General features: G+C 60.3%; 18 protein-coding genes and 1 pseudogene. 5 read left to right on the top strand and 14 right to left on the bottom strand.

The window, feature by feature from the left end; genetic code table 11:
* The first annotated feature begins 5 nt into the window (after positions 1–5).
* The 3 genes from ACLH0J_RS23025 (at position 6) to ACLH0J_RS23015 (ending at position 3,418) form a co-directional block, all read left to right on the top strand.
* Complete coding sequence (locus ACLH0J_RS23025; protein WP_411389178.1) at positions 6–224, top strand: hypothetical protein; 219 nt, start codon at positions 6–8, stop codon at positions 222–224.
* Between the two features lie 242 nt (positions 225–466).
* Positions 467–733, top strand: coding sequence for a DUF2790 domain-containing protein (locus tag ACLH0J_RS23020; protein WP_411389177.1), 267 nt, complete (start codon positions 467–469; stop codon positions 731–733).
* A 576-nt stretch (positions 734–1,309) separates the two neighbouring features.
* On the top strand, positions 1,310–3,418 hold the full coding sequence (locus ACLH0J_RS23015) for a TonB-dependent siderophore receptor (protein ID WP_411392877.1): 2,109 nt from the start codon (positions 1,310–1,312) through the stop codon (positions 3,416–3,418).
* A gap of 78 nt (positions 3,419–3,496) precedes the next feature.
* On the opposite strand, the gene ACLH0J_RS23010 is transcribed toward ACLH0J_RS23015, so the two are convergent.
* The 7 genes from ACLH0J_RS23010 to ACLH0J_RS22980 form a co-directional block, all read right to left on the bottom strand.
* Entirely contained in the window at positions 3,497–4,732 is a 1,236-nt protein-coding gene (locus tag ACLH0J_RS23010) for an MSMEG_0569 family flavin-dependent oxidoreductase (RefSeq protein WP_411389176.1), read from the bottom strand.
* 25 nt (positions 4,733–4,757) lie between these two features.
* A complete protein-coding gene (locus tag ACLH0J_RS23005; RefSeq protein WP_411389175.1) occupies positions 4,758–5,084 on the bottom strand; it encodes an MSMEG_0570 family nitrogen starvation response protein in 327 nt (108 codons plus the stop codon).
* Position 5,085: 1 nt separating this feature from the next.
* Entirely contained in the window at positions 5,086–6,078 is a 993-nt protein-coding gene (locus tag ACLH0J_RS23000; RefSeq protein ID WP_411389174.1) for a sll0787 family AIR synthase-like protein, read from the bottom strand.
* A complete protein-coding gene (locus ACLH0J_RS22995) occupies positions 6,068–6,631 on the bottom strand; it encodes an MSMEG_0567/Sll0786 family nitrogen starvation N-acetyltransferase (protein ID WP_411389173.1) in 564 nt (187 codons plus the stop codon). The genes ACLH0J_RS23000 and ACLH0J_RS22995 overlap by 11 nt, the downstream gene beginning before the upstream one ends.
* A gap of 13 nt (positions 6,632–6,644) precedes the next feature.
* Positions 6,645–7,736 (bottom strand): MSMEG_0568 family radical SAM protein, encoded by a 1,092-nt coding sequence (locus ACLH0J_RS22990; RefSeq protein WP_411389172.1) that lies wholly within the window; start codon positions 7,734–7,736, stop codon positions 6,645–6,647.
* Positions 7,729–8,673, bottom strand: coding sequence for a Nit6803 family nitrilase (locus ACLH0J_RS22985; protein ID WP_411389171.1), 945 nt, complete (start codon positions 8,671–8,673; stop codon positions 7,729–7,731). Before ACLH0J_RS22985 ends, ACLH0J_RS22990 begins: the two co-directional genes overlap by 8 nt.
* Before the next feature lie 62 nt (positions 8,674–8,735).
* On the bottom strand, positions 8,736–9,218 hold the full coding sequence (locus tag ACLH0J_RS22980) for an MSMEG_0572/Sll0783 family nitrogen starvation response protein (RefSeq protein ID WP_411389170.1): 483 nt from the start codon (positions 9,216–9,218) through the stop codon (positions 8,736–8,738).
* Between the two features lie 239 nt (positions 9,219–9,457).
* On the opposite strand from ACLH0J_RS22980, the gene ACLH0J_RS22975 reads away from it, so the two are divergent.
* Positions 9,458–11,353 (top strand): sigma 54-interacting transcriptional regulator, encoded by a 1,896-nt coding sequence (locus ACLH0J_RS22975; RefSeq protein ID WP_411389169.1) that lies wholly within the window; start codon positions 9,458–9,460, stop codon positions 11,351–11,353.
* Between the two features lie 102 nt (positions 11,354–11,455).
* Here ACLH0J_RS22975 and ACLH0J_RS22970 read toward each other — a convergent pair whose 3' ends face one another.
* From ACLH0J_RS22970 to ACLH0J_RS22955, 4 genes and pseudogenes are all read right to left on the bottom strand, one after another.
* On the bottom strand, positions 11,456–15,586 hold the full coding sequence (locus ACLH0J_RS22970) for a hypothetical protein (RefSeq protein ID WP_411389168.1): 4,131 nt from the start codon (positions 15,584–15,586) through the stop codon (positions 11,456–11,458).
* 201 nt (positions 15,587–15,787) lie between these two features.
* Positions 15,788–16,039 (bottom strand): annotated as a pseudogene (locus ACLH0J_RS22965) (c-type cytochrome); the annotation flags it as partial.
* A gap of 41 nt (positions 16,040–16,080) precedes the next feature.
* Positions 16,081–16,320, bottom strand: a complete 240-nt coding sequence (locus tag ACLH0J_RS22960) for a pyocin S6 family toxin immunity protein (protein ID WP_321143377.1) — start codon at positions 16,318–16,320, stop codon at positions 16,081–16,083.
* Positions 16,321–16,328: 8 nt separating this feature from the next.
* Positions 16,329–17,468: a colicin E3/pyocin S6 family cytotoxin gene (locus ACLH0J_RS22955; RefSeq protein ID WP_411389167.1), complete on the bottom strand. Its 1,140-nt coding sequence runs from the start codon at positions 17,466–17,468 to the stop codon at positions 16,329–16,331.
* A gap of 383 nt (positions 17,469–17,851) precedes the next feature.
* On the opposite strand from ACLH0J_RS22955, the gene ACLH0J_RS22950 reads away from it, so the two are divergent.
* Positions 17,852–18,013, top strand: coding sequence for a hypothetical protein (locus tag ACLH0J_RS22950; protein WP_411389166.1), 162 nt, complete (start codon positions 17,852–17,854; stop codon positions 18,011–18,013).
* 100 nt (positions 18,014–18,113) lie between these two features.
* Here the strand turns inward: ACLH0J_RS22950 and ACLH0J_RS22945 are convergent, their stop codons facing one another.
* Genes ACLH0J_RS22945 through ACLH0J_RS22935 form a run of 3 tightly spaced genes read right to left on the bottom strand, consistent with a single transcriptional unit; the run spans position 18,114 to position 22,157 of the window.
* Positions 18,114–19,454 (bottom strand): c-type cytochrome, encoded by a 1,341-nt coding sequence (locus tag ACLH0J_RS22945; protein ID WP_411389165.1) that lies wholly within the window; start codon positions 19,452–19,454, stop codon positions 18,114–18,116.
* A 16-nt stretch (positions 19,455–19,470) separates the two neighbouring features.
* Positions 19,471–21,702: a molybdopterin cofactor-binding domain-containing protein gene (locus tag ACLH0J_RS22940; protein ID WP_411389164.1), complete on the bottom strand. Its 2,232-nt coding sequence runs from the start codon at positions 21,700–21,702 to the stop codon at positions 19,471–19,473.
* On the bottom strand, positions 21,699–22,157 hold the full coding sequence (locus ACLH0J_RS22935; protein ID WP_411389163.1) for a (2Fe-2S)-binding protein: 459 nt from the start codon (positions 22,155–22,157) through the stop codon (positions 21,699–21,701). Before ACLH0J_RS22935 ends, ACLH0J_RS22940 begins: the two co-directional genes overlap by 4 nt.
* Positions 22,158–22,180: the final 23 nt, after the last annotated feature.

The raw sequence follows: 22,180 nt of genomic DNA, 5'->3' as shown, positions 1-22,180 counted from the left end.
GACCATTGGCAGCCGCTTGGGCGGCTGCCAATGCTGTTGGTTCCTCACACTATTACCTTCGCATTCTCAGCGGCGAGTATGTCGCCAAGGTGATGAGCCGCGCCCATGTCAGTGCGGCCGACCTGGCCGATGGAATCGTGCTCGCCTGCCGGGTTTTACCCGGCAGCGACTTGTCGGTAGCGGTCACCGGCAAGATGAAAAAGAGCGTTTGCAAGCCGCTTTAACGCGAGAGGGACACCGCGATTGTTGTCCGAATGCATAACAGTCTTTATCAGATTCGAGGCTGTTTCTCGGGGGCGCGCAGGCATAAAGTTCTTCCTGCCAGCACAGCAAAAGGCTTACAGCCCGCAGTCACTTGTAATCGTCGGCAGACAACTTGTTTGGTTTACAGCGACTGATCGTTCTGTGCATTTCATCGATAAAGTTTCCGATTTGAATCATCGAAACTTAATTAAAGGAAAGCCCCATGAAAGTTTCAGTCGCTATGTTCGCCCTGTTTGGTTTCAGCAGTTTGGTTATGGCGCAAGAAGGCGCAGCTCCGGTTGACGATCAACAAGTGCAGGTTGAGCAATACACTTACGCCACACATCTTGACGTTGCCAAAGTGATCTCTCAAACCCAAGCCTCCGATGAGTGCGCTGTAGTACCGATGCGCATGACCTATGAAGACTCCCAGGGCAAACGTCATATCCTGGCATACGAAGCAATGGGCAACGGTTGCAGTAACGGTTGATTGATCAACCGCTAAAATACTTGCGCCTCAGGGTAGTTACACTGAGGCGCGAAGAGAGATCGAACACGTTTAAAGTTGCTATTCGCTTCTGCCAAGTGCTTTAGGCCTGGCATCATTCAAGGCTCGCTGAGCCTGCCGCGTTAGTTCCCCCGCCGAATTTAATCTGCTTGCTTCAGGCAATCAGTTCCTGAGCTGTCATCATCAACTGAGAACCGATCCGGGTTTTTAACAAAACCATCAAATTCAGCGCATTCGGCGCGCCAGACGTACTTGAGCTGGCAGAGGTTGTCGATCCTGAAGTGCGTCCCGCCGACTTGCTGGTACGCCGCTGTCACGGGCGGCCGATGCCCATCGCCGGATGGAGTCGTCCGAAAACGTGGGGAAAATCATCCTGACGCTGCAACCTGCGGACTTGCTTTAACGCCGGACCGGCTCTGCAAGGTCGTATTTCTGCCGGCCTCCCATGGGGCCGGCGCATTTAAAGCTGGCGTCCCAGGCACATGATTGATAATAATTAGCATTACCAAATATGTGTTCTGGGGCCTCCACTTGAAACCTTCCAAATCCCGTGCGCGCATCGCCGTTGCGCTGTGCACCACTTTTCCGTGTCTGGCATTCGCCGATTCAGCGTCGTTGGAGCTTCCTGCCAGCGTTATTCAAGGTCAGGAGCAGACGCAGGAGGCGGGCAGCTACACCCAGGCCAAGGCCAGCACTGCCAGCAAGACCGAGACACTCATCAAGGACGAAGCCCAGAGCGTCAACGTGGTCACCCAGCAAACCCTGGACGATTTCCAGGTGAAGTCACTGGACGATGCGATGAAGTTCGTCAGTGGCGTCTCGCAAACCAACACCTTGGGCAACACCAAGGATGCCTTGGTCAAACGCGGCTTTGGGGCCAATGACGATGGTTCGATCCTGCGCGACGGGATTCGCTCGGTGGTCGGCCACAACCTCAACGCCACCACCGATCATGTGGAAGTCCTCAAAGGGCCGGCGTCACTGCTTTACGGGGCGATGGACCCGGGCGGCATCATCAATGTCATCAGCAAGCAGCCGCAATTTACCCGCCAGACCACGATTACCGGTTCGGCCTTCAGTGAAGGCGGCGGTACCACTGGCGTGGACACCACCGGTGGCGTGGGTGACACCGGGTTTGCCTACCGGCTGATCGCCGAGCGCAGCCACGAAGACTACTGGCGCAACTACGGCACCAATGAACACACCCTGGTCGCTCCATCGCTGAGCTGGACCGGCGAGCGCGCGAGCGTGAGCCTGGCGTATGTGAACAACGACTACTCGAGCCCGTTCGACCGCGGCACGGTGTTCGTGAACGGTAAACCCGCGAACATCAGCTACAAGGACCGACTCGACGAACGCTGGGCCAAAACCGTTGGCATCAGCGAAACCGCCACCGCGAAATTCGAGTACCAGTTGAGCGATAGCTGGAAGACACGCCTGGTCTATGGCTGGAACAACGATCGCTACAGCCTGGCGATTGCCCAGCCGGTCGCCGCAGGCAGCAACCTTGCCGCCGGCACATTGCGGCGCCAGGCCAATGGCGGCCATTACGACTATGAAACCCGCTATACCGCCCTGGATTTCATCGGTGACCAGATGCTTTTCGGCCAGCGTCACGAACTGCTGATCGGCGTCGATAACGAAGCGCAGGATCGCTATCGCGGCAAGACTTACCGCAATACCAGTACGGCTGCAGGCAATATCAACATCAACAACCCGGTCTACGGCAACCTGGCCGAACCCAGCACCGTCAGCACCACGCAAAGCAATGCTAAAAACCAACTGACCTCGACCTCGCTGTACCTCAAGGACAACTGGCACCTCAACGACCAGTGGATTCTGGTGTTCGGCGGGCGCCAGCAGCATTACGACCAGTACGCCACTCAGGGCCTTGGCAGCGACTATAAGTTATTGCGCGACAGCAATGGCGATCAGTTCATTCCCTTCGCTGGCGTGGTGTATCAACCCACCGAGGCCTGGTCGCTGTACGCCAACTACAGTCGCTCCTTCGTGCCGAACACCGACACCGATGACCAAGGCAATACCTTCGATCCGGAAGAGGGCGTCAGCCGTGAAATCGGCGCCAAGTTCACGCCATCGGACGCGCTCAACGTCAACCTGGCCGTGTTCGATATCGTCAAAAAGAACGTGGTGACCACCACCACCCTGGCCAACGGCGACACCTCGTCCGAAGCCGCGGGCAAGGTCGGCTCGCGCGGTATCGAGCTGGATGTCACCGGGCGTCTGGCGCCGAATTGGGACATGATCGGCACGTACGCCTACACCCACACCGAAATCCTCGACGACCCCAAGAACGAGGGCAACCGCCTCAACAACGCGCCGATGCACACCGCCAGCCTGTATGTGAGCCACCACCTTACGGTATTCCCCGAAGCGACCGGGCAATGGCATGTCGGTGGCGGCGGGCGCTATGTCGGCAAGCGCGCTGGCGACAATGAAAACAGTTTCTGGATGGACAGCTACACTGTGGCCGATGCGTTTCTGCGTTGGGACTTGCCGGTGTCGGACTACAAGACCCGGCTGCAGCTCAACGTGGACAACCTGTTCGACAAGCACTACTACCCGTCCAATACCGCCAGCGGTCAACTGCAGGTCAACGAGGGCGAACCGCGCACCGCGCGATTGACGGCGAGTGTGACGTTCTGATTTGCCTCGCCGGCTGATCTCGCCATCACCGGCGCGGCGCTCAGGGTCGATGGTGGGGGCGTCGACGATATTGTCTGATCAGCGGCCCGCCTGCCGGGCCTGTTGCACCTGATCGACGATGTACTCGGCATCGCGGGCGACGCCGCTGAAGCGGCCCGATCCCCAGGTGTGCAGCCACGGCAAACCGAGGAAGTACAGGCCGGCGTGAGCGGTGACGCCGCGGCTGTGGCCGGGGTAGTGGCGGCCGTTGAACACCGGCACATCGACCCAGGAGAAATCCGGCTGGAAACCGATGCACCAGATGACGCTGGTGATCCCCGAATCTTGCAGCTCCAGTTGGGTGATGGCTTCCCCAGGTGTCCACAAGGGTTCGTAGACACTCCCCGGCGGTGCTTGCAGGTGGTTCTCGGCGATGTGCTTGTCGATGCTGGCATTGATCCGGTTGTACACCGCATCGGCGGCATCGAGTTTCGCACTCAAGTCCCCGGCGAAATTGAGCTGTGTGCCGTGCAGGCTTTCCAGCCGGCCGAACAGTTGCATGCCATCGAGGGCAAAGCGGCGCAGGTCGATATCGCGGCCACCGTCGCGACCGGTGACGTAGTGGTTGGTGTTGTCGCGCACCCCTTCGCGTAATGGATGAATATCCACGCCGATGTCGTAGTAGCCCATCTCGGCCAGCCAGTCGACGACATCTTTGCCGCGGTAAAAACGCGCGCACCGCGGCGCATCGCCCACGGCGAGAAACACCTTGCGCCCGGCCAGGTGCAGGTCTTCCGCGATCTGCGCGCCCGACTGACCGGACCCCACCACCAGCACCGCACCTTCGGGCAGTGCCTGCGGGTTGCGGTACTGTTCGGAGTGTAGCTGGGTGATCTGCACCGGCAGCCGCTCGGCGAGGCGCGGGATGATCGGGGTGTGGTAGCCGCCGCTCGCGACAATCACTTGATCGGCACTGAACGTCCCGGCGCTGGTTTCGAGGCAGTAGCCGCCTTCGGCACGGGGGCTGAGCCGTTGTACGGCGACCCCTTCGCGCACCGGTGCGTTCACCGAGGCGATAAAACCGTCGAGGTAGCGAATGATTTCATCTTTCTTCATGAACCCGTGGGGATCGTCCCCGACATACGGATAGCCGGGCAACGCGCATTGCCAGTTGGGCGTGACCAGGCAGAACGCATCCCAGCGTTGGGTGCGCCAGGTGTGGGTCACGCTGTGTTTTTCCAGCACCAGGTGATCAATATCGTGCTGTTGCAAGTGATAACTGGCCGAGAGTCCGGCCTGGCCGCCGCCGACGATGATTGCGCTGTAATGGGTCATGCTGATTCCTCGTTGGATGTGCGGTTCACAGGTCGCCGAACGCGGCATAGCTGACGTGGCCTGCCGTTTGATGCTTGATGCTCAACACGTCCACCACAGGGTCGCCATCGGTGAAGGCCGCGGCCCGCAGGCGCAGGCTTTCAAGGCTGTCCATGGCGGAGCTGCAATAGAACCCCTTGATCTGTTTGACGCGCTCCGAGGCGGCGTTGAAGCCGGTTTCGGCGCGCTGCAGAAACTCGCTCAAGGGGTAGCTCTTTCCGGCGTCGAAATACTCATAGATGCGGGTGGAGGGCGAATAGGTGTTGGTTTCCTGGCCGTCGGGCCAGCGTAAACGGATCGTCACAGCGGGCATGTCAATGCTCCTTGGGGTAGCTGAAGCCGGTGAAGGGATGGTGGTGCAGGTCCCAGAATTGCAGGTGTTGCTGCTCAAGGCTGACGTGCAGGCGTGCACTGGCATCGACCTGGCCAATGGCGGCGCAGTGCAGGCCTTCAACGCTGAAGGCGGCTTGCACCGTGGCCAGGTCTTCATGGCGCAGGGTCAGCAAAAAGCCATAGCTGGGGAAGGCTTGCAGCCAGCGCTCGAGTGGGGCGTCGGCGGGGCGGGGCAGGCGCGCCAGGTCCACCTGGGCGCCGCAACCGGTGGGCTCGAGCAGCATCAGCAATGTGCCCAGCACGCCGGCATTGCTGATGTCCTTGGCGGCCAGCAGCAGCCCGGCTTCCGCCAGACGTGGAATCACTTCGAGCTTGGCGCGCAGGCGTTCGCCCGGCACGCCTTCAAAGGCCTTCCAGTAAGGGGCGTCGCCGTGCCATTGACCGTCCAGGTCGACCACCATGGCCAGGCACTGGCCCGGTTCGACATGCAGCGTCGACAACAGGCTGCGTGCCCACCCGGTAATCGCGACCGCCAGGGCTGTCGGGTTGCCGGGCGCCTGGCTGGTGTGCCCGCCGACCAGGCGCACACCGTAGGCCTGGCAGGCATCGCGAATGCCTGCCAGTAGGCTGTCGGCTGCCTGCAGGTCGTGGTGCCAATAGGCGTTGACCACCGCCGTTGCGCGTCCGCCCATGGCGGTGATGTCGCTGACATTGGCCATTACTGACGACCATCCCGCGAACCACGGCGCCTGGGCGACGAAGCCTGGGAGCATGCCTTCGATGGCCAGCAACTGATAATGGTCGCCGCATCGAATCGCCGCCGTGTCATCCCCCGGCAACGCATACAATGCCTCGCGCTCCCGGCAAGGCGCAGAGCCTGCCAGGGCTTGCGCCGGATGTTGGATCGCCTGTTTGGAGCGCATGGCCGGCGAAGCCTTCAGCGCCGCCAGCAAGCCGTGCAGATCAACGTGCATGGCCGCTACTCCGACGCGCTGGCAACGCCGCCTGCCGGGGAATGAACGGGTACTGATCCAACTGCGCCTGCATCAGCACATGGGGCTGGCCCAGCAGTTCAAGGCCATGCAGGCTCTGCCAATGCAGGCTGTGGAAGTACTCTTCGTTGGCCTGTTGCACGGTCGCCAGAAAGGTCGTGCAGCCTAGGTCGATGGCGCGTGAGACCGCTTCATTGACCAGGGCTTTACCGATCATGCCGTGGCGACGATAGTCCTGGTCCACACACAAGCGGCCGCCGTACCAGATGCCCGGCTCGGTGCTGTAGATGCGCACCGCGCCGATCACCTGATCCGGCATGCCGCAATGCCGGGCCACGGCCACGATTGGGATCGCCTGGAAATCGTGGCTGTCCTTGTCCTGTTCCAGTAGACCTTGTTCAGTCGAGAACACCGCGTGGCGCAAGGCGTAATAACCGGCGCGTTCCCAGGCTTCGACGGCGGACTTGACCAGCATGTCGCCGGCGAGGAAGTCGACGAAAGTGTCGTGGGTGAGGGCGAAGGCATGGAGGGCCATGGTCAGGCTCCTGTCACTCGTGATGTTTGAGGGCCGAGCACGCACCACATTTGGCGCAGCCGGCGTTGATGGTGTCCGAATGCAGGCCGTGACGGCGCAGGCTGGCGCCGATACGGGGGTAGAGGCGCTGCATGAAGGCACTGTCCGGCTTGGGGTGGTTGGCCAGCGGGGTGCCGTCGATCGGCACAAACGGCACGACAAACGGGTACACACCGAGGCCGGCCAGGCGTTCGCTCATCTGTGCAATGGCGTCTTCGCTGTCGCCCAGGCCGGCGAGGATGTAGGTGCTGACCTGGCCGTGACCGAACACCTTGACCGCCGCCTCGAACGCGCTGAAGTAGCGGTGCAGCGGCACATCGGCCTTGCCCGGCATGATGCGTTGGCGCACCTCGTCGGTGACGGCTTCCAGGTGCATCCCCAGCGAAACCACGCCGCTGTCTTTCAGGCGCTCGAACCAGATGTCGTCATCCGGCGGCTCGCATTGAGCCTGGATCGGCAGGTCGACTGCGGCGGTGACGGCGGCTGCCGATTCACACAAAATCGCCGCGCCGCGGTCGGGTGATTGCGGGGTGCCGGTGGTCATCACCATGTGTTTGACGCCGTCGAGCGCAACCGCTGCCTTGGCCACGGCGGCCAATTGGGCCGGGCGCTTGCGGGCGATGGTCTGGCCTGCTGTGAGCGATTGGGTGATCGCGCAGAACTGGCAGGAGGTGGCGGCTTCGTTCATCCGAATGCAGTGTTGAAGCACGGTGGTCGCCAGCACGTCCTTGCTGTGCAGGGTGGCAATTTTCCAATAGGGAATGCCGTCCTCCGTGGTCAAGGCATAGAAGTTCGGCACGCCGGGCAGTTGAACCTGACCCACTTGCAGGCCTTCACGAAAGATCAAGGCCTGCGCGCCGATGGCATCCGGCACGGCGCTGTACGGCGAATCCTGTGAGGCGCGGTTGAGCATCGGCACCATGGCCGTGTGGCTGCCCAGGCTCAGGGCTTTATGGTCCGAGGGGCCGGCGCCGCCTTTGCGACTCAAACCATCGGCACCTTGCCAGCGCACGCCATGGCATTGCAGTTCGGCCAGCAGGTGGGTGCTGATTAACGGGCTATTCATGGGGGGCGACCTCACTGCGTTCGTGCACGTGGAGGGCAGGGCGACGGTCCACCAGCAGGCTGAGTAACTCCGGACGGCTGTAGTGGCCGACCGAATCCATCATGCGTTTGCGCTTGTCGATCAGGGCGAAATCGAGGTCGGCGATAATCACGCCTTCACCTTCGGTCAACTGCGCCAGGACTTTGCCTTCAGGCGAGACGATGGCGCTGAAGCAACCGCCGGAAATCGGTTCGACGCTGCAACCGGTGTCGGCCATGATCTGCGCCTGTTGCTCGGGGTTCAGCCAGGCAGTGGCGTTGACCACGAAACAGCCACTCTCCAGGGCATGGTGGCGAATGGTCGCTTCCATCTGCTCGGCGAAAATCGGCCCGACCAGCGAGCCGGGAAACATCGCCGCGTGGATTTGTTCACCGTCCGCCATCAGGGCATACCGGGCCAGGGGGTTGTAATGTTCCCAGCAGGCCAGGGCGCCGATGCGGCCGACGGCGCTGTCGGTGGCGCGCAAGCCCGAGCCGTCACCCTGACCCCAGACCATGCGCTCGTGGTAGGTCGGGGTGATTTTGCGACGGTGCTGGATCAGGCTGCCATCGGCGTCGAAGAGCAATTGCGCGTTATAGAGGGTGCCACCGTCGCGCTCGTTCACACCGACGCAGGCCACCAGTTGGGCTTCGCGACAGGCTTCACCGATCTGGCGGGTCACGTCACTGGGCACGACGACCGACTCTTCGAGCAGGAGCAGGTGCTGTTTGCCCATGGCGAACGGCGGCTGCACAAAAGAGAAATAGGGGTAGTAAGGCACCACGGTTTCCGGGAAAACCGCGAACTGCACGCCTTCGCGGCCCAACGCCAGAATCTGCTGGCAGAGTTTGTCGACGGTGGCCTGGCGTGAATAAAGCACAGGGCTGAACTGCACGGCAGCGGCGCGGATAACAGGCATGGCGAGGTCCTTGAACAGAGAGTGTGGAAGTGAGCCCCATCACCAGGGATGGGGCCGTCGCATCAAGCTGTCCAGGTGTCGATGATCATCGCGCCTTCACGGCGCATCAGCAGGCGCAGGTCCATCACGTCCAGCGGATTGATCGGGCGGATGCCTTCGATCAGGGCTTTTTCGGTCTGGCCATACAGGGCCTGCAGGGCAAACCGGCAGGCATAGACTTCGCCACCTTCCGACATGAACGCCTTGAGTTGATTGTTCACGGCCAGATGGCCGGGGAAGGCTTCGGCGCCCAGCGTTGGAAAGCCCCGTTGCACACCCAGTTGCACGCCTGGGCCGTAGAGCAGGATTTTGGTTTCAAAGCCTTTGCGCAGCAGGCGCTTGGCTTGCAGCATGTTGACCAGGCCGATGGAGCCTTCGAACGCGATCGTGTGGAAGGTGATCAGGACTTTTTCGCCAGGTTCGGCCTTGACGTCTTCAAAGACTTTTTCTTCGTAATTGACCAGAAAGTCGCCGTCTTTGTATTGGGCTATATCCACGTTAGGCATGTCGTCTTCTCCAGTGATCGTAGGGTCATCGATGGCCGGTGCGGCTTCTCGGTTGCCAGGGGACTAGAGCGAACGGCGTGCCAGAAAATGCCCATTGTTTGAAAGGCTGGCTAAGTCATTGAAATAGAAGGGCAGTGAATTCTGATACGGTTTTAATCGACCTTTCTGATCCTGTTTTGAAACTACGAAACGCCGTATAAGTACGAACGTTCGTAGGGTTCACAACGAGATTTCGTAGCATGAGCGATGACGATTACCTCAGCGGTTGGGCGGATCTGGCCTACTCCTCGCGGCACATGGTGTTTGAACACTGCGCCGAAGCCATCGCGCTGCTCGATCCCTATGCCGATCACATCGGCGACCTGAACATCGCCACATGCCGGTTGTTGGGCTACAGGCGTCAGGAGTTGCTGGAAGTGCCGGTGAGCAAACTGTTCGGCCATCAATTGGCTGACCTGATCGTGTTTACCCAGGGCGTGCTGGAAAAGGGCAAGGGCTGGACCGACGAATTGAGCTGCAATTGCAAAAGCGGCGAACGCATGGCCTTGGAGATCAGCGCCACCACGCTCAGCGTCAGAGGCCAATTGCAGATCATTCTGGTGCTGCGCGAGCAGCGTCAGCAGCGCTATCAGCGCGACCAGTCGCAGACCGAACGCACCATGCGCGCTGGTTTGATCGAGTGGCGCACTATCCTCAACCTGTTCCAGGAAACCGAGCGCGATAACCAACTGTTGCTCAGCGCTGTCGGCGATGGCATCTACAGCATCGATGATCAAGGCCTGGCCACCTTCGTCAACCCGGCCGGTGCGCGCATGCTCGGCTGGGAACCCAAGGAAATGATCGGCAAGAATATCCACCGCATCCATCACCACAGCCACGCCGACGGCAGCCATTACCCGGTGGAAGACTGTCCGATCTATCGCGCCGTACACGACGGCATCGTGCATGAGGGGCGCCAGGAGGTGTTCTGGCGCCGTGACGGCAGCTCGTTCCCGGTGGAATTCACCAGTACGCCGGTGATTTCCGACGGCCGTCTGGTCGGTGCCGTGGTGGTGTTTCGCGATATCACCGAGCGGCGAACCACCGAACTGCAACTGCACAACGCCCTGGAAGAGTTGCAACTCCTGAAGGTGCGGCTTGAAGAGCAGAACGCTTACCTGCAGGAAGAGATTCAGATCGAGCACAACTACCGGGAAATCGTCGGCCAGAGCGAGCCCATCCTCAAGATCATCAAGCAGATCGACGTGGTCGCGCCGACCGATGCCAGCGTGTTGATTCACGGCGAATCGGGCACCGGCAAAGAACTGATCGCCCGGGCCATCCACCAAGCCAGCAAACGGGCTGCGCACCCGTTGATTCGGGTGAACTGCGCGGCGATTCCCGCCGAGCTGTTCGAGAGTGAGTTTTTCGGGCACATGCGCGGTGCGTTCACCGGCGCCATTCGCGACCGGGTCGGGCGTTTTGAACTGGCCGATGGCGGCACGCTGTTTCTCGACGAGATTGGCGAGATCCCCCTCGACCTGCAAAGCAAGCTGTTGCGGGTGCTGCAGGAAGGGCAGTTCGAACGGGTCGGGGAGGAGCGTACGCGCAAAGTGGATGTGCGCATCGTCGCCGCGACCAATCGCAACCTGCGTGAAGAAGTGCAGGCCAAGCGCTTTCGTGAAGATCTCTACTTTCGCCTCAACGTATTCCCGCTGCAGTCGCCGGCGTTGCGCGAGCGGCCGATGGACATTGCGCCGCTGGCGATGCACTTCATCAAGGAAATCGGCAAACGCCTGAACCTGCCGGGCAAGCGCCTGCGGGCATCGGACATGGAGCGGCTGCAACGCTATTCGTGGCCAGGCAACATCCGCGAGCTGCAGAACGTGATCGAGCGCGCCCTCATCACGTCCCCCGAGCCGCACCTGAACCTCGACCTGCCGGACGACAGCGCCCAGGCGCTACCCGCCCGTCCAGACGTGACGCCGACGATCCTGACCGATGAGCAGATTCGTCTGTTGGAGCGCAACAACACCCTCGCGGCGCTGCACGCCTGCCAAGGCCGTTTATTCGGCAAGGATGGCGCTGCGCAATTGCTCGGACTCAAGCCCACGACCCTGGCATCACGCCTGAAACGGTTGGGGATCGAGAGCTGAGCGCGTGCCCCTAACGCAGCGGCGCGGCGCTCAGGGTCGAAGGCTCCCCCGGTCAGCCTGAGTATTCAGGCAATAAACACTCAGGCTGCAAGGGTGCGGGGGTCAGATCGGTTGTTCGTAGAGCTTTTTAAAGCGCGTCTTGTTAATGCTGAACAGATCCTGCCAGGCATCGTCGACGTCGGATATCTTGAATTCGAGCTTTCTGATATCGGTGCCGACCGAACGGTACTCTTTTTTCAGGTGTTTGTGGTTGAAGAGTTTGTCCAGTCCACGCTCCATGTCCCGGAGCGATGAAAACTCGACGACGCCGAGGTTAGGGTCGTAGAAATAGTAAGTTTTAGTCGTACCTTTGACACTCACGCCGGCTGTCATTGCATGGTTTGGCATTTCAATCATGACTGACTTTGAACCCGTCGCTTCGCCGAGCTCTTTTATCATGTTCTGGTACGTGACTTGTCGGACAGGTTGACGCGCGTGAAACACACTTGCGCCACTTACCGTGTCTTGAAGTTCTTTCAGTGTGCGCATGAACTCTATGGATTTTGGGTCCTTTGGCATGGCAGCGGCGCGCCGTAAGTTTCGAATAAACGTGGTGCTTTTGCCTTCAGCCACGGCGGTCGCCATGGTCCGTGAGAGGGCTGCGCATTGGCCATTGGAGAACTGTGAGGTCAAACTCAGGTAGGCCGTTTGCGGTACCCCTCGCACGATCCCTATGCCATGTTGGCTCTCATGAAAATGAGTGACGGAGGCCTTGCCTTTGGAATAAAGCAGGTTGTCGTATTGTTTGACCAGTGAGCCGACTTGTTCAGCCGTCAGGTTGGGGTTTTTTTCTACCAGCGCCATCAGATCCAGAGGTTTCATGTTTTCGGAAAACCCCGAGACATTGACCGGCTTTTCAAGTGCGTAACCCGCCTCAAAGGCTGCTTTATTCGCAACTGATTTTTTGTCTTTGACGGTTTCTTCCCATTTATTGATGGTGTGGCTGACTTTTTTACTACGCACTTTAGGCCCCGTGGCCCAATCGCCAAGTTCGTCTACGTTTTTTTGCAGAGAGGGCACAAAGTCATCAAGCGCTTTGCCGAACGGCGTGCCGGAAACGGCGTCGTAAGCGTGCCATTTGCCGCCGGTCAGTACGGCGGGGCCCTCTGCAATGGTGCCTTGAAGTTTGAAAGTGCCCAGGCTGGAGGCGTCAAAGCGTTTAGCAGCCGAAGCGAGGTCATAACTGCCGGTGTTGGCAAAATAATTGAAGCCTTTGTGGGTCAATTTGGTACCGCCCTTCACCAGGTCAGCGAGGCCATCCACGGGATTCAGGGCTCCAATGGCCGTTCGGCCGACAATCTTACTGACGCGCAGCACTTTGCCGAATACTGAAGTTGCAGTCGAGATGGCCTTGGCGCTCTTGGTCGCTGCTGAACTGCCAGGGATTAAAAAGCCCATGGCGTCCAATCCCAGTTCGGCAAATCCTTCGGCAATTTTACCCTCCATGAAGTTGACAATGGCCGATCGTCCGGGAATTAGATTAAGCAGGACTTCGGACACGACCTCGGAGATTTTTATTTGACGGTCAAACGTCGTGGCGCCCCGGGCCTGCGCTTCAAATTTGGGGATATTAACGTGATGGACATAGGCATCCGCCAGGTATGAAGTTTTTTCGCTGGCAAAGCTGTTGGGGAGCGCTGTAGGCGGTGTTTTTTCATGGGTGATATCAGCGGGGTATTTTTCGCGCGAGCGAGGCGTCAATGCAACGTATTCAGTGTCATACCGCGTGCTGCCGCGCGGGTATGTTCCGGGGGTTATAGTGTTCAGGTCGTCGCGCTCTTTGAGTGCTCCATTTTTTAAATCAATTTCATAAACCTTCGTCCTGCCGTTATATTTGACTTTTAGCAGAGGGTTATTGTTTTCGCTGTTTTTAACGTGAGGTTTAATAACGCTGGACGTGCCCTCTCTGACCGGACCCCAACCTATCTTATCCTCTCGAAGTAGCGTGATTTCACCGTTTTCTATCGCTTTCCTGACGCCCAATGGTTGTTGCGAAATCATGTATTTCAGTTGCGCGGAGATACCTTTTTCCGCTTTTTCGCAGTATTCGGAAAACGTGCGCTTGAACAATTCTGGAATAGCAGGAAGCCGTTTGGAGGCATACTTTACTAGGAACTCATTAATATTGACGTCTTTGGAAGAGGATACCCAGCGGCTGTTTTCTTCGACACCGAGCAATACATCAATGACCCCCGGGGTGGGAGGGTTGAGGATGAGTTTATCTTGCAGATACAGGTCGAGGATTGAATAAGGTCCTTTGTAATCGACGTTGGCCGGGTACAACGTGATGCATTTTTTTTCAAACAGGGCCGGGTCCATATCCGGCATGGCTTCTTTCAAGTATTTCAATGCCAAGTCTTTACCCGTCGGCATCGGAGTGCCGAACGCCTCTGAGGCGGCTTTCAACTCACCGATTTGCGCATTGAACGCCTCGCGGATGGTGTTCATTTGTGCCGCCGTCTGCGGGTAGGGCATGCCATTGGCAGCCCCCCAATCCTTGAGTGCTTCATGCTGGGCGAGGTATTCAGCCTGGCGGTCTGCCACGGTAATGGGAGCAATGGAGGCCTGGCTCATGACCTCGGAGTAGGTCATTGTCGACGTCGAGCCGGGGGCTTTGGCTTCAAGGCGGCCTACCGCCGTGACGAAGCTGACCCAACTGTGGGTGCCGAAGGCCACCTTGTCTGGAATGTCCTTGACCAGATACTCGGGCGCACGGGTTGATAGCAACAGATGTGCTTTGACCCAACCCTGATTAAGGTTCGATGCTTTGCCTTGGATAACCTGGGCTTCAGCCAGGCGACCGACGAAAGATGATGCGCTGCGGCCAGCCTCTTCAGGTACAGCGAACATCGCCCCGCCCATGCGGGCTTTCGGCGAAACACCGGGAGCGGGCGCCTTATCGTCTGGATCAATGCTCAGCGCTGCCAATAGCCAGTCATTGACACTGCCCTTGACTGATCGAGCCTCGAACTCGGCTTGCAGCGCCTTGCCCAGTGCCTGGCCCTTGGGCGATTGGATCAATCGATCGATCAGTTGTCGTGGTTGGCGCGCCTCGGCGTAGGTGAGCTTCAGGTCACCCATCAAATACTCCGCCACATTCTTGAAGGGGCTCAGGTTAATGTCGCCGACTTGTTTCTGACTCAAAAGGGTCTTGAGATGCACCTCGCTGTCGTCGTCAAGCGGGATCGGCCATGCCAACGCCCCGCCATAATTGGCATGGGGCGGACTCTGGGGGGGCGGGTTGAGCAGCCCGGCCGCAAGGTTTTCAAATTCACGCTGGTTAGTCGGTATTGCCAGCCCGTTGTGTTCCAGATACTGCAAGAGATTGGTCCGGCCCGACTTGATTTGCCTGTCTTCAGGATAGGAACTGTCGGGGTGAACATTGAACTCCTGCCCTCTCAAGTATTCTTCAATCAACGCATCGGGAGCGTTGTCTCTGCGCATCTCATCGGATAGGAACGTGAGGTTCCGTTTTGCCTCATGCGCGTTGATATGGTCGCCGAGTTGAGAGCGTTGCTTGTCGAGCGCTTCTTCGCTGCGTGTCGCTTTGGCGGCCGCTGGTTCGTCGGGGAATACCTGGTCCCGTTGCAGAACACTGGCGTATTCGCGCGCCTGCTCCGGCGAAAACCTTTGTGGCATGCCATAAAAGCTGCTCACCAACGATAACGGTGCTTTGGATTGAGACGGGTAGATGGGCGGATGAAAGCGGGTGACACCGCTGCCTTCGGCGACGACTTTCGCGGCCGCCAGGATCGAACCGCTGATGGCTGACCACTGCTTGTCGCCTGGCCCGAAGGTCTTTATCAAGCCTTTGGGTGCGGTCTTGAAGGAAATCTCGCCTTTCTCGGGAGCAATCATCAGTGTGCGAGCATCGCTTATACCCTGTTCGATCGCCCATTCGCGAATAGCCGGATGGGCCATGGCACGCCCCAGTTGCGCCCACCATTGGCCGAATGTCGAGTTTTCGGTAACGTAAACCGTGGCCGTGGGGTCCGGTCGAGCCGCATTCTCCACGATCGCTTCGGCGACATGCTTCGCCAGAGAGCGGTCGTTCCTCGTCAGGGTCTCGGCAGCCGGCTCGACTGATATTTCGGTCTCCCGCTTGTGTCGCGTGATCTTCAGCGGATCAATGGGGGATTGCGCGGGTGGCATATTGATGGGGCGTTGAACGTTCGTATTGCCGGAAATAAGCATGGGCTGTCAGTCTCGTCGGGTCATTCGAAGGCTCACCGGCGATACGTCTTATCCGTCGGTTTACGTCTTCGTACCCGATGCACCGCCGACGATTCCAGTTGGCGATCACGAACACGTTTCAGGTTCTTGCACACATTCACGGCGCATTTGAGTGCCGATGCGAGCTAGCACAATGCGGCCGTGGGCCACACAACATCCTCCTCAACGCATCTGCAAGATAATCGGACTGGCACTGGCCGGGTCCGTATGCCCGCGCAATGTGCCGACGGCCTTCGCGTCGATCGCGCCAGCGCGGTTGCCCCAGGTGCTGCGCACGTAGGTCAGCACCTGGGCGATTTCTGCGTCGGACAGTTGCTCGCGAAATGCCGGCATGCGATAGGCGTCGGGCACGCCGGCGGCGACGATGCGTTGCGAGCCGTTGAGGGTGATGTTGATCGCCGAGGCGCTTGCCTCTACCGCAGGGCCGCCGCTGCATAGCGGCCTCAAACAGAGCGCTATGCCTCGACGCCAATGAACAGTTTCAACTGTGTTGGGAGTGCCTGACCTATCAATTCTGAAATCTGTGCTACTTGCTCGCTAGTTAACAACCATTCGCCTTCTGCCATTGCATCAAGGCTTTTATGGCCGAGCACTTGGACGATTTGATCGTTAAAAGAACTATCAACATCAAGCTCAAATTTAAGCGAATCATCCTCTGGATCGTTTGGTAAAAAACCACTGATACACAGGTACATAGGGACTCCTATTTTTCTACTGTTCGACCCGGTTTTGCTGGTTTTGTCTGCTCGCCCGTTTCAGCGTCAAACTCTCCTAAATGTTTGCCTTGCTTATCGTAAATTTCAACGGCTCCATGCTGACTGTCCCATTCATAAATACGACCTTTACGATCCTTCCAACGCTTACGAATGGCTCCACCGCCTTGCACTCTGGTTTTAGCTTCTGCTTTTACAGCATCAGGGAACGCAGTAAGCCGTTTAGGGGGTGGGTGATAGCTATGATCCCCCATCACGCTCAGCGAGATATAAATCGGCTGAATTCCGGTGTTTGGAAACCAGATGATCGCGTCTTGGTAGTCTGGCGGATACACCGGATTGACCAATATCGCATCGGCTTGTTCGGTGGGCGGGTATACCCATGTGCCAGGTTTCAGCGATGCACCTTCTAGCGCTGGAATGCCCAGCACCGTATTCGGTGCTGCTGCTGGGGTCCAGATGATCTCAATTCCGTCCCCTATGTTCGCAATCAGTTGTTCACCACGCGCTTGCGCCTTGATCACTGGAACCCGCTGCCATTGCGTCTTCCTTCCGGTATAGAACCCGTACAGATTCACAGAACCGTCCGGCAGGTGCTTCACGTTCACCCTTACTCGCGTGTTGCCTTGGCTTAACTGGGCGTACTGCTCAGATGTGTAGAACGCGCTGTCGGGTGAGGTCGTGTTTGGCAGCACCATGCCAATGACGATCTTCATGTTCGGCGGGGCCAGCGTCGACAAGCTGCCCCCCAAGCGCTTGGCCAGCTCCATTGTGCTGCCAGAGCCGCCAATCCACTCCAGCGTTGTACCCTCCGAAGATACAGCCTTCCCCATGCCCAGCACCGCATACGCGCCGTATTGGCTGAGCGACTCCAGCGGCACAAACCCGTTCGGGTTGTTGTGGTCGATAATTCCATCTGGCAGCGCACGTGACTTGGCGAAAACGTAGCCCCTTGGTGGCGGGAGCGACGGAGCCTTTTTTGTTTGAGGAGGAGGCTCCGGTCGCGGCGGCGGCTCGATCAATTGACGGTTCCGTTTTGCGCGTAATAGCGCGTCCAGACGTACTCTTTCTTTCATCGCCTGCTCGTAACACACCTTGCAGTGGTGTCCTGTCCAATTTTCTTCCGCCATACCATGTTCATCCTGACTATTCAGGTAATAAGGCTACTGTTTATGGCGTAAGTAAGGCCAGTTCAAGTTACTTGGCTGCTCGTAGTTAATCCGAGCTGAAAACCGTGCATTGCGCTGATTGCGAGCAAGGTCACTTTCGATGACAAGCGATGAGAACTAAGGCTTAAATTGGCTTTTTGGTTCCATTGCTCCCCAAACATCTTCTCCAAAACAACACAGTCGGCTTTAGAAAATGACAATTGTCACAATTTGTTATTCTGGTCGATGTCCGGCGCACCCTTATCGCACTGAGGCTCTGAAGTATCGACACGAGGGCCATCCACTTGACGGTGTCACCCGCCCAGTGACAGTTTTAATTCTTTAAACGCGCACTATGAGATAGATTGCCCGAGCCTCCATTGCTGGTGCTCGCTCACGCATCGCCGCTTACTACGCCGATGCTCGCTGCGCAGGTGCGCGCCAATATCTACGCCCACGACCCGTACACCGAGATCAAGATCCTCTACACCATTCCACGCAAACGGCGAGGGCAGCGCCTGCGCTGAAACGTGTCCAGGCAGGCTGACAAGCAAATGACGTAGAAACGCCCCGGTTGGCCTGGCCAAACCGGGGCGCTTTCGGCTTATCGACAAGGCTGCCGTGGCGTCAACGCATCTGCAAGATAATCGGACTGGCACTGGCCGGGTCCGTATGCCCGCGCAATGTGCCGACGGCCTTCGCGTCGATCGCGCCAGCGTGGTTGCCCCAGGTGCTGCGCACGTAGGTCAGCACCTGGGCGATTTCTGCGTCGGACAGTTGCTCGCGAAATGCCGGCATGCGATAGGCGTCGGGCACGCCGGCGGCGACGATGCGTTGCGAGCCGTTGAGGGTGAGGTTGATCGCCGAGGCGCTTTCCGTGGCCAGGGCCGAGGTGGCGCCGGCCAGCGGGGGCATCCAGTCGGGTTGGCCCTTGCCGTCGAGGCCGTGGCACGAGGCGCAGCGGGTTGCGTAGGTGTGGGCGCCGGGGATGTCCGCGCGGGTGTCGGCGGTTGCGTACTGCCAGGGTGTGCCGTCGCGCTGCGGGTCGCCCGGTAGTGACTTGAGGTAGCGGGCGATGGCGGCCAGGTCGTCGTCGCCCATGAACTGCGTGGAGTTGTTGAAAGCTTCGGTCATCGAGCCGTAGACCACCGCGTGCCGGTTGCGCCCGGTCTTGAGGAACTGCACGATCTCTGGCTCGCTCCAGCGGCCCAGCCCGGTGTTGTGGTCCTGGCGCAGGCTCGGTGCGTACCAGCCGTCGAGCAGGGCGCCGGCGAGGAAGGGCGCGCCGGACTCGTCCAGGGCCTTCTCGTTGAAGGCCAGGCCGCGTGGGGTGTGGCAACTGCCGCAATGGCCCGGACCCTGGACGATGTAGGCGCCGCGGTTCCACAGTGCGTCCTGGTTGGGCTTGGCCGCGTAAGTCGCGGTGGGGGCGAACACGCCGTTCCACAGGGCGATGGGCCAGCGCAGGTTGAGCGGGAAGGGTATCGCGCTGGGGATATTGGGCTGCCTGGCCGGTTGCACGCCGTGCATGAAAAACGCGTACAGCGCGCGGATGTCGTCGTCGCTGAACTTGGCATAGGACGGATAGGGCATCGCCGGGTACAGGCGGCGACCACCCGGTGCCACGCCGTGACGCACCGCGCGGTCGAAGTCGGCCAGGCTGTAGGCGCCGATCCCGGTATCGCGGTCGGGGGTGATGTTGGTGGCGTGGATGGACCCCAGCGGCGTGGCCATCTCCAGGCCGCCGGCAAACGGTGCCTTGCCGGCCAGGCTGTGGCAGGCCACGCAGTCGCTGAGGCGGGCGACGTACTCGCCACGGCTGACCAGCGCCGGCTCGACGCTGGCGGCCGGTTCCTGTGTGAACGGTGAAGCGGGCTGGCGCGTGACATACCAGGCCAGCAGCGCGGCGACGACCAGGCCGGCCAGCGCGAGCCAGCCTACGGTTCTTGCGAATCGGCGGTTGTTCATGGGCATTCCTTGTCGGTTAGCTGAAGGTGTAGCGGCTCAGGGGCAGGCTGCGGATGCGCTGGCCGGTCAACTGCGCGACCGCATTGGCCACCGCGGGCGCCACGGCTGGCAACGGCGGCTCGCCGATGCCGCCCATCTTTTCGCCGCTCTCGACGATCTTCACGTGCACTTGGGCCATGCGCGACGCCGGCAGGATCGGGTACAGATCGTAGTTGCGCGCCCGTGGCTGGCCGTTTACGTACACCGCTTCCTCCAGCAAGGTTTGCGACAGGCCCAACGCCACGGCGCCATTGACCTGGGCTTCAACGATCGCCGGGTTGACGATGCTGCCCGGATCGATGGCTTCCCAGATGTGATGCACCTTGACCTGGCCATTGTCGATCGACACTTCGGCGATCACCGCCGCGTGGGAACCGAACGGCGACGCCATGGCCACGCCACGCGCGCGGCGGGTGCCATCGTCGGCCGTGTAGGGGCCGCGCTTCCAGCCCCCGGACAGCTCGCCTACGGCGTTGAGCAAGGTGGTCAACCGTGGGTTGTCGCGCAGCAGGTGCAGGCGCAGCTCGAAGGGGTCGCGGCCGCCTTTGTCCGCCAGCTCATCGAGGAACGCTTCGTAGAAGAAATCGTTGAGTGAATTGCCCACCGACCGCCAGTAACCGAGCATGGCCGGGCCTTTGACGTAGATCTGCGCGATGCGCTTATTGGGGATCGCATAGCTCTTGCCCGACAGCCCTTCAAGGGCGGTGGGGTCGATTTTGTCGCCCTGTTTGCCGGCGATGGCTTCACTGGGGCCTTCGGTGGCGCTGACCGCTTCGATCGCCACCGGCAAGCCGTCGGCATCCAGCGCGGCGCGGAACTTGACCACCGCGACCGGGCGCAGCACATCGCGCAGGAACTCTTCCTCGCGGCTCCAGATCAGCTTGATCGGACGGCCCACCGCCTTGGCCAGGGCGACGGCCTGCGGGTAGGGACTGGCCGAGTCATACAGGAAGTGCCGGCCGAAAAAGCCGCCCAGCAGTGGCGAGTGCAGGTTGACCCTGGATGGGTCGAGGCCGGCACGCTTGGCGATGTCGGCGCGGAACATGTCGGGCGCCTGGTTGGGCAGCCAGACGTCCAGCGAGCCGTCGGGGTTGAAGCGCGCCAGGGCCGACGGCGGCTCCAGTTGGGCGTGATTGACGTATTGGTTGTGGTAGGTGGCTTCGATTTTGGTTTTGGCAGCGGCCAGGGCGGCGGCCACGTCGCCTTGGTTTTCGTCGTCGCGGGCCGGGCCTTGCTGGGTGGCCAGAAAATCGCGGTACTTGTCGCTGGAGAAATCCGCCGGCATCACGCGCACGCTTGAATCGGCCGGCGCTTCCTGCCACTCGACCTGGATCGCCTCGACCGCACGCTTGGCGTGCCACCAACGTTCGGCCACCACGGCCACCGCGCCCGGCAGTTGATGCACCGAGTGCACGCCTTTCATGGCTTCGACCTGGGCCTGGTTGCGCAGGCTGGCGACGGTCATGCCCAGGCGCGGCGCGTGCTGCACGGCGGCGTGGAGCATGCCGTCGACTTTCATGTCGATGCTGTACAGCGCCTTGCCGGTGGATTTGTCATAGGCATCCAGGCGCTTGACCGGCTTGCCGATCCAGCGGAACTGGCTCGGGTCGCGCAGGGTGATGCTGGCCGGGTCGGGCACCGGCATGTCCAGGGCGCGACCGGCCAACTCACCGTAGCCCAGCGAGCGGCCGGACGCGGCATGCACCACGCGGCCCGGTTGGGTGGTCAACTCGGCCACCGGCACGCCCAACTGCTCGGCGCCGGCCTGCAGCAGCATGGCGCGGGCGAGGGCGCCCAAGCGCCGCATGACCGGGTAGCTCATGCGCACCGACATGCTGCCGCCGGTGATGCGCATACCGTTTTCCATCACCACATAGGCTTCACCCGGCGGCGCGGCTTCGACGATGAACGTAGCGGGGTCGGCATCCAGCTCTTCGCCGACGATCTGCGCCATGGCCGTGTGAGTGCCTTGCCCGCCTTCCATGAAGGGGCTGAGCAGGCGCACGCTGCCGTCCGGGCGGATTTCCAGGAACGCCGGCACCTGGGTGCCGCGCTCGGCGGTGGCGGCGGCCTGTACCCGGGCCGACCCCAGGGGCAAGCCGAAACCGATGACCAACGCGCCTACCGCCGTACTCGCCAGAAAGCGCCGGCGCGACAGGTTGATGGGTTCGCCCAAGGGCAGGTCGGGGCGTTCGTGGGGCGTGTTCATGCGGTGCGCTCCTGCTTGGCCAAGTCATGCACCGCCGTGCGAATGGCGTTGTAAGTGCCGCAGCGGCACAGGTTGACCATCGCCGCTTCGATCTGCGCATCGCTGGGCGCGGGGGTGTGTTTGAGCAGCGCAGTGGCCGCCATCACCTGCCCGGACTGGCAGTACCCGCATTGCGCCACTTGGTGTTCGACCCAGGCGGCGACCACCCGTTGGCCCACCGGATCGGCTTCGACCGCCTCAATGGTGGTGATCTCCCGACCCACCACCCCCGACACCGGCGTGACGCAGGAACGCACCACGTTGCCGTCCACCAGCACCGAGCAGGCGCCGCATTGGGCCAGGCCGCAGCCGTACTTGGTACCGGTCAGTCCGAGGTCATCGCGGATCACCCACAGCAGTGGCGTGTCGGCGTCGGCATCGACCTGGTAGGACTTTTGGTTGATTCGTAGCTCCATGGTCTGTCGCTCCGTGGCTCATC

Source organism: Pseudomonas sp. MPB23 (assembly GCF_046605395.1).
Classification (GTDB): Bacteria; Pseudomonadota; Gammaproteobacteria; order Pseudomonadales; family Pseudomonadaceae; genus Aquipseudomonas.
Note: the sequence above shows the minus strand (reverse complement) of the source record. Positions and strands in the feature narration are given on the sequence as shown.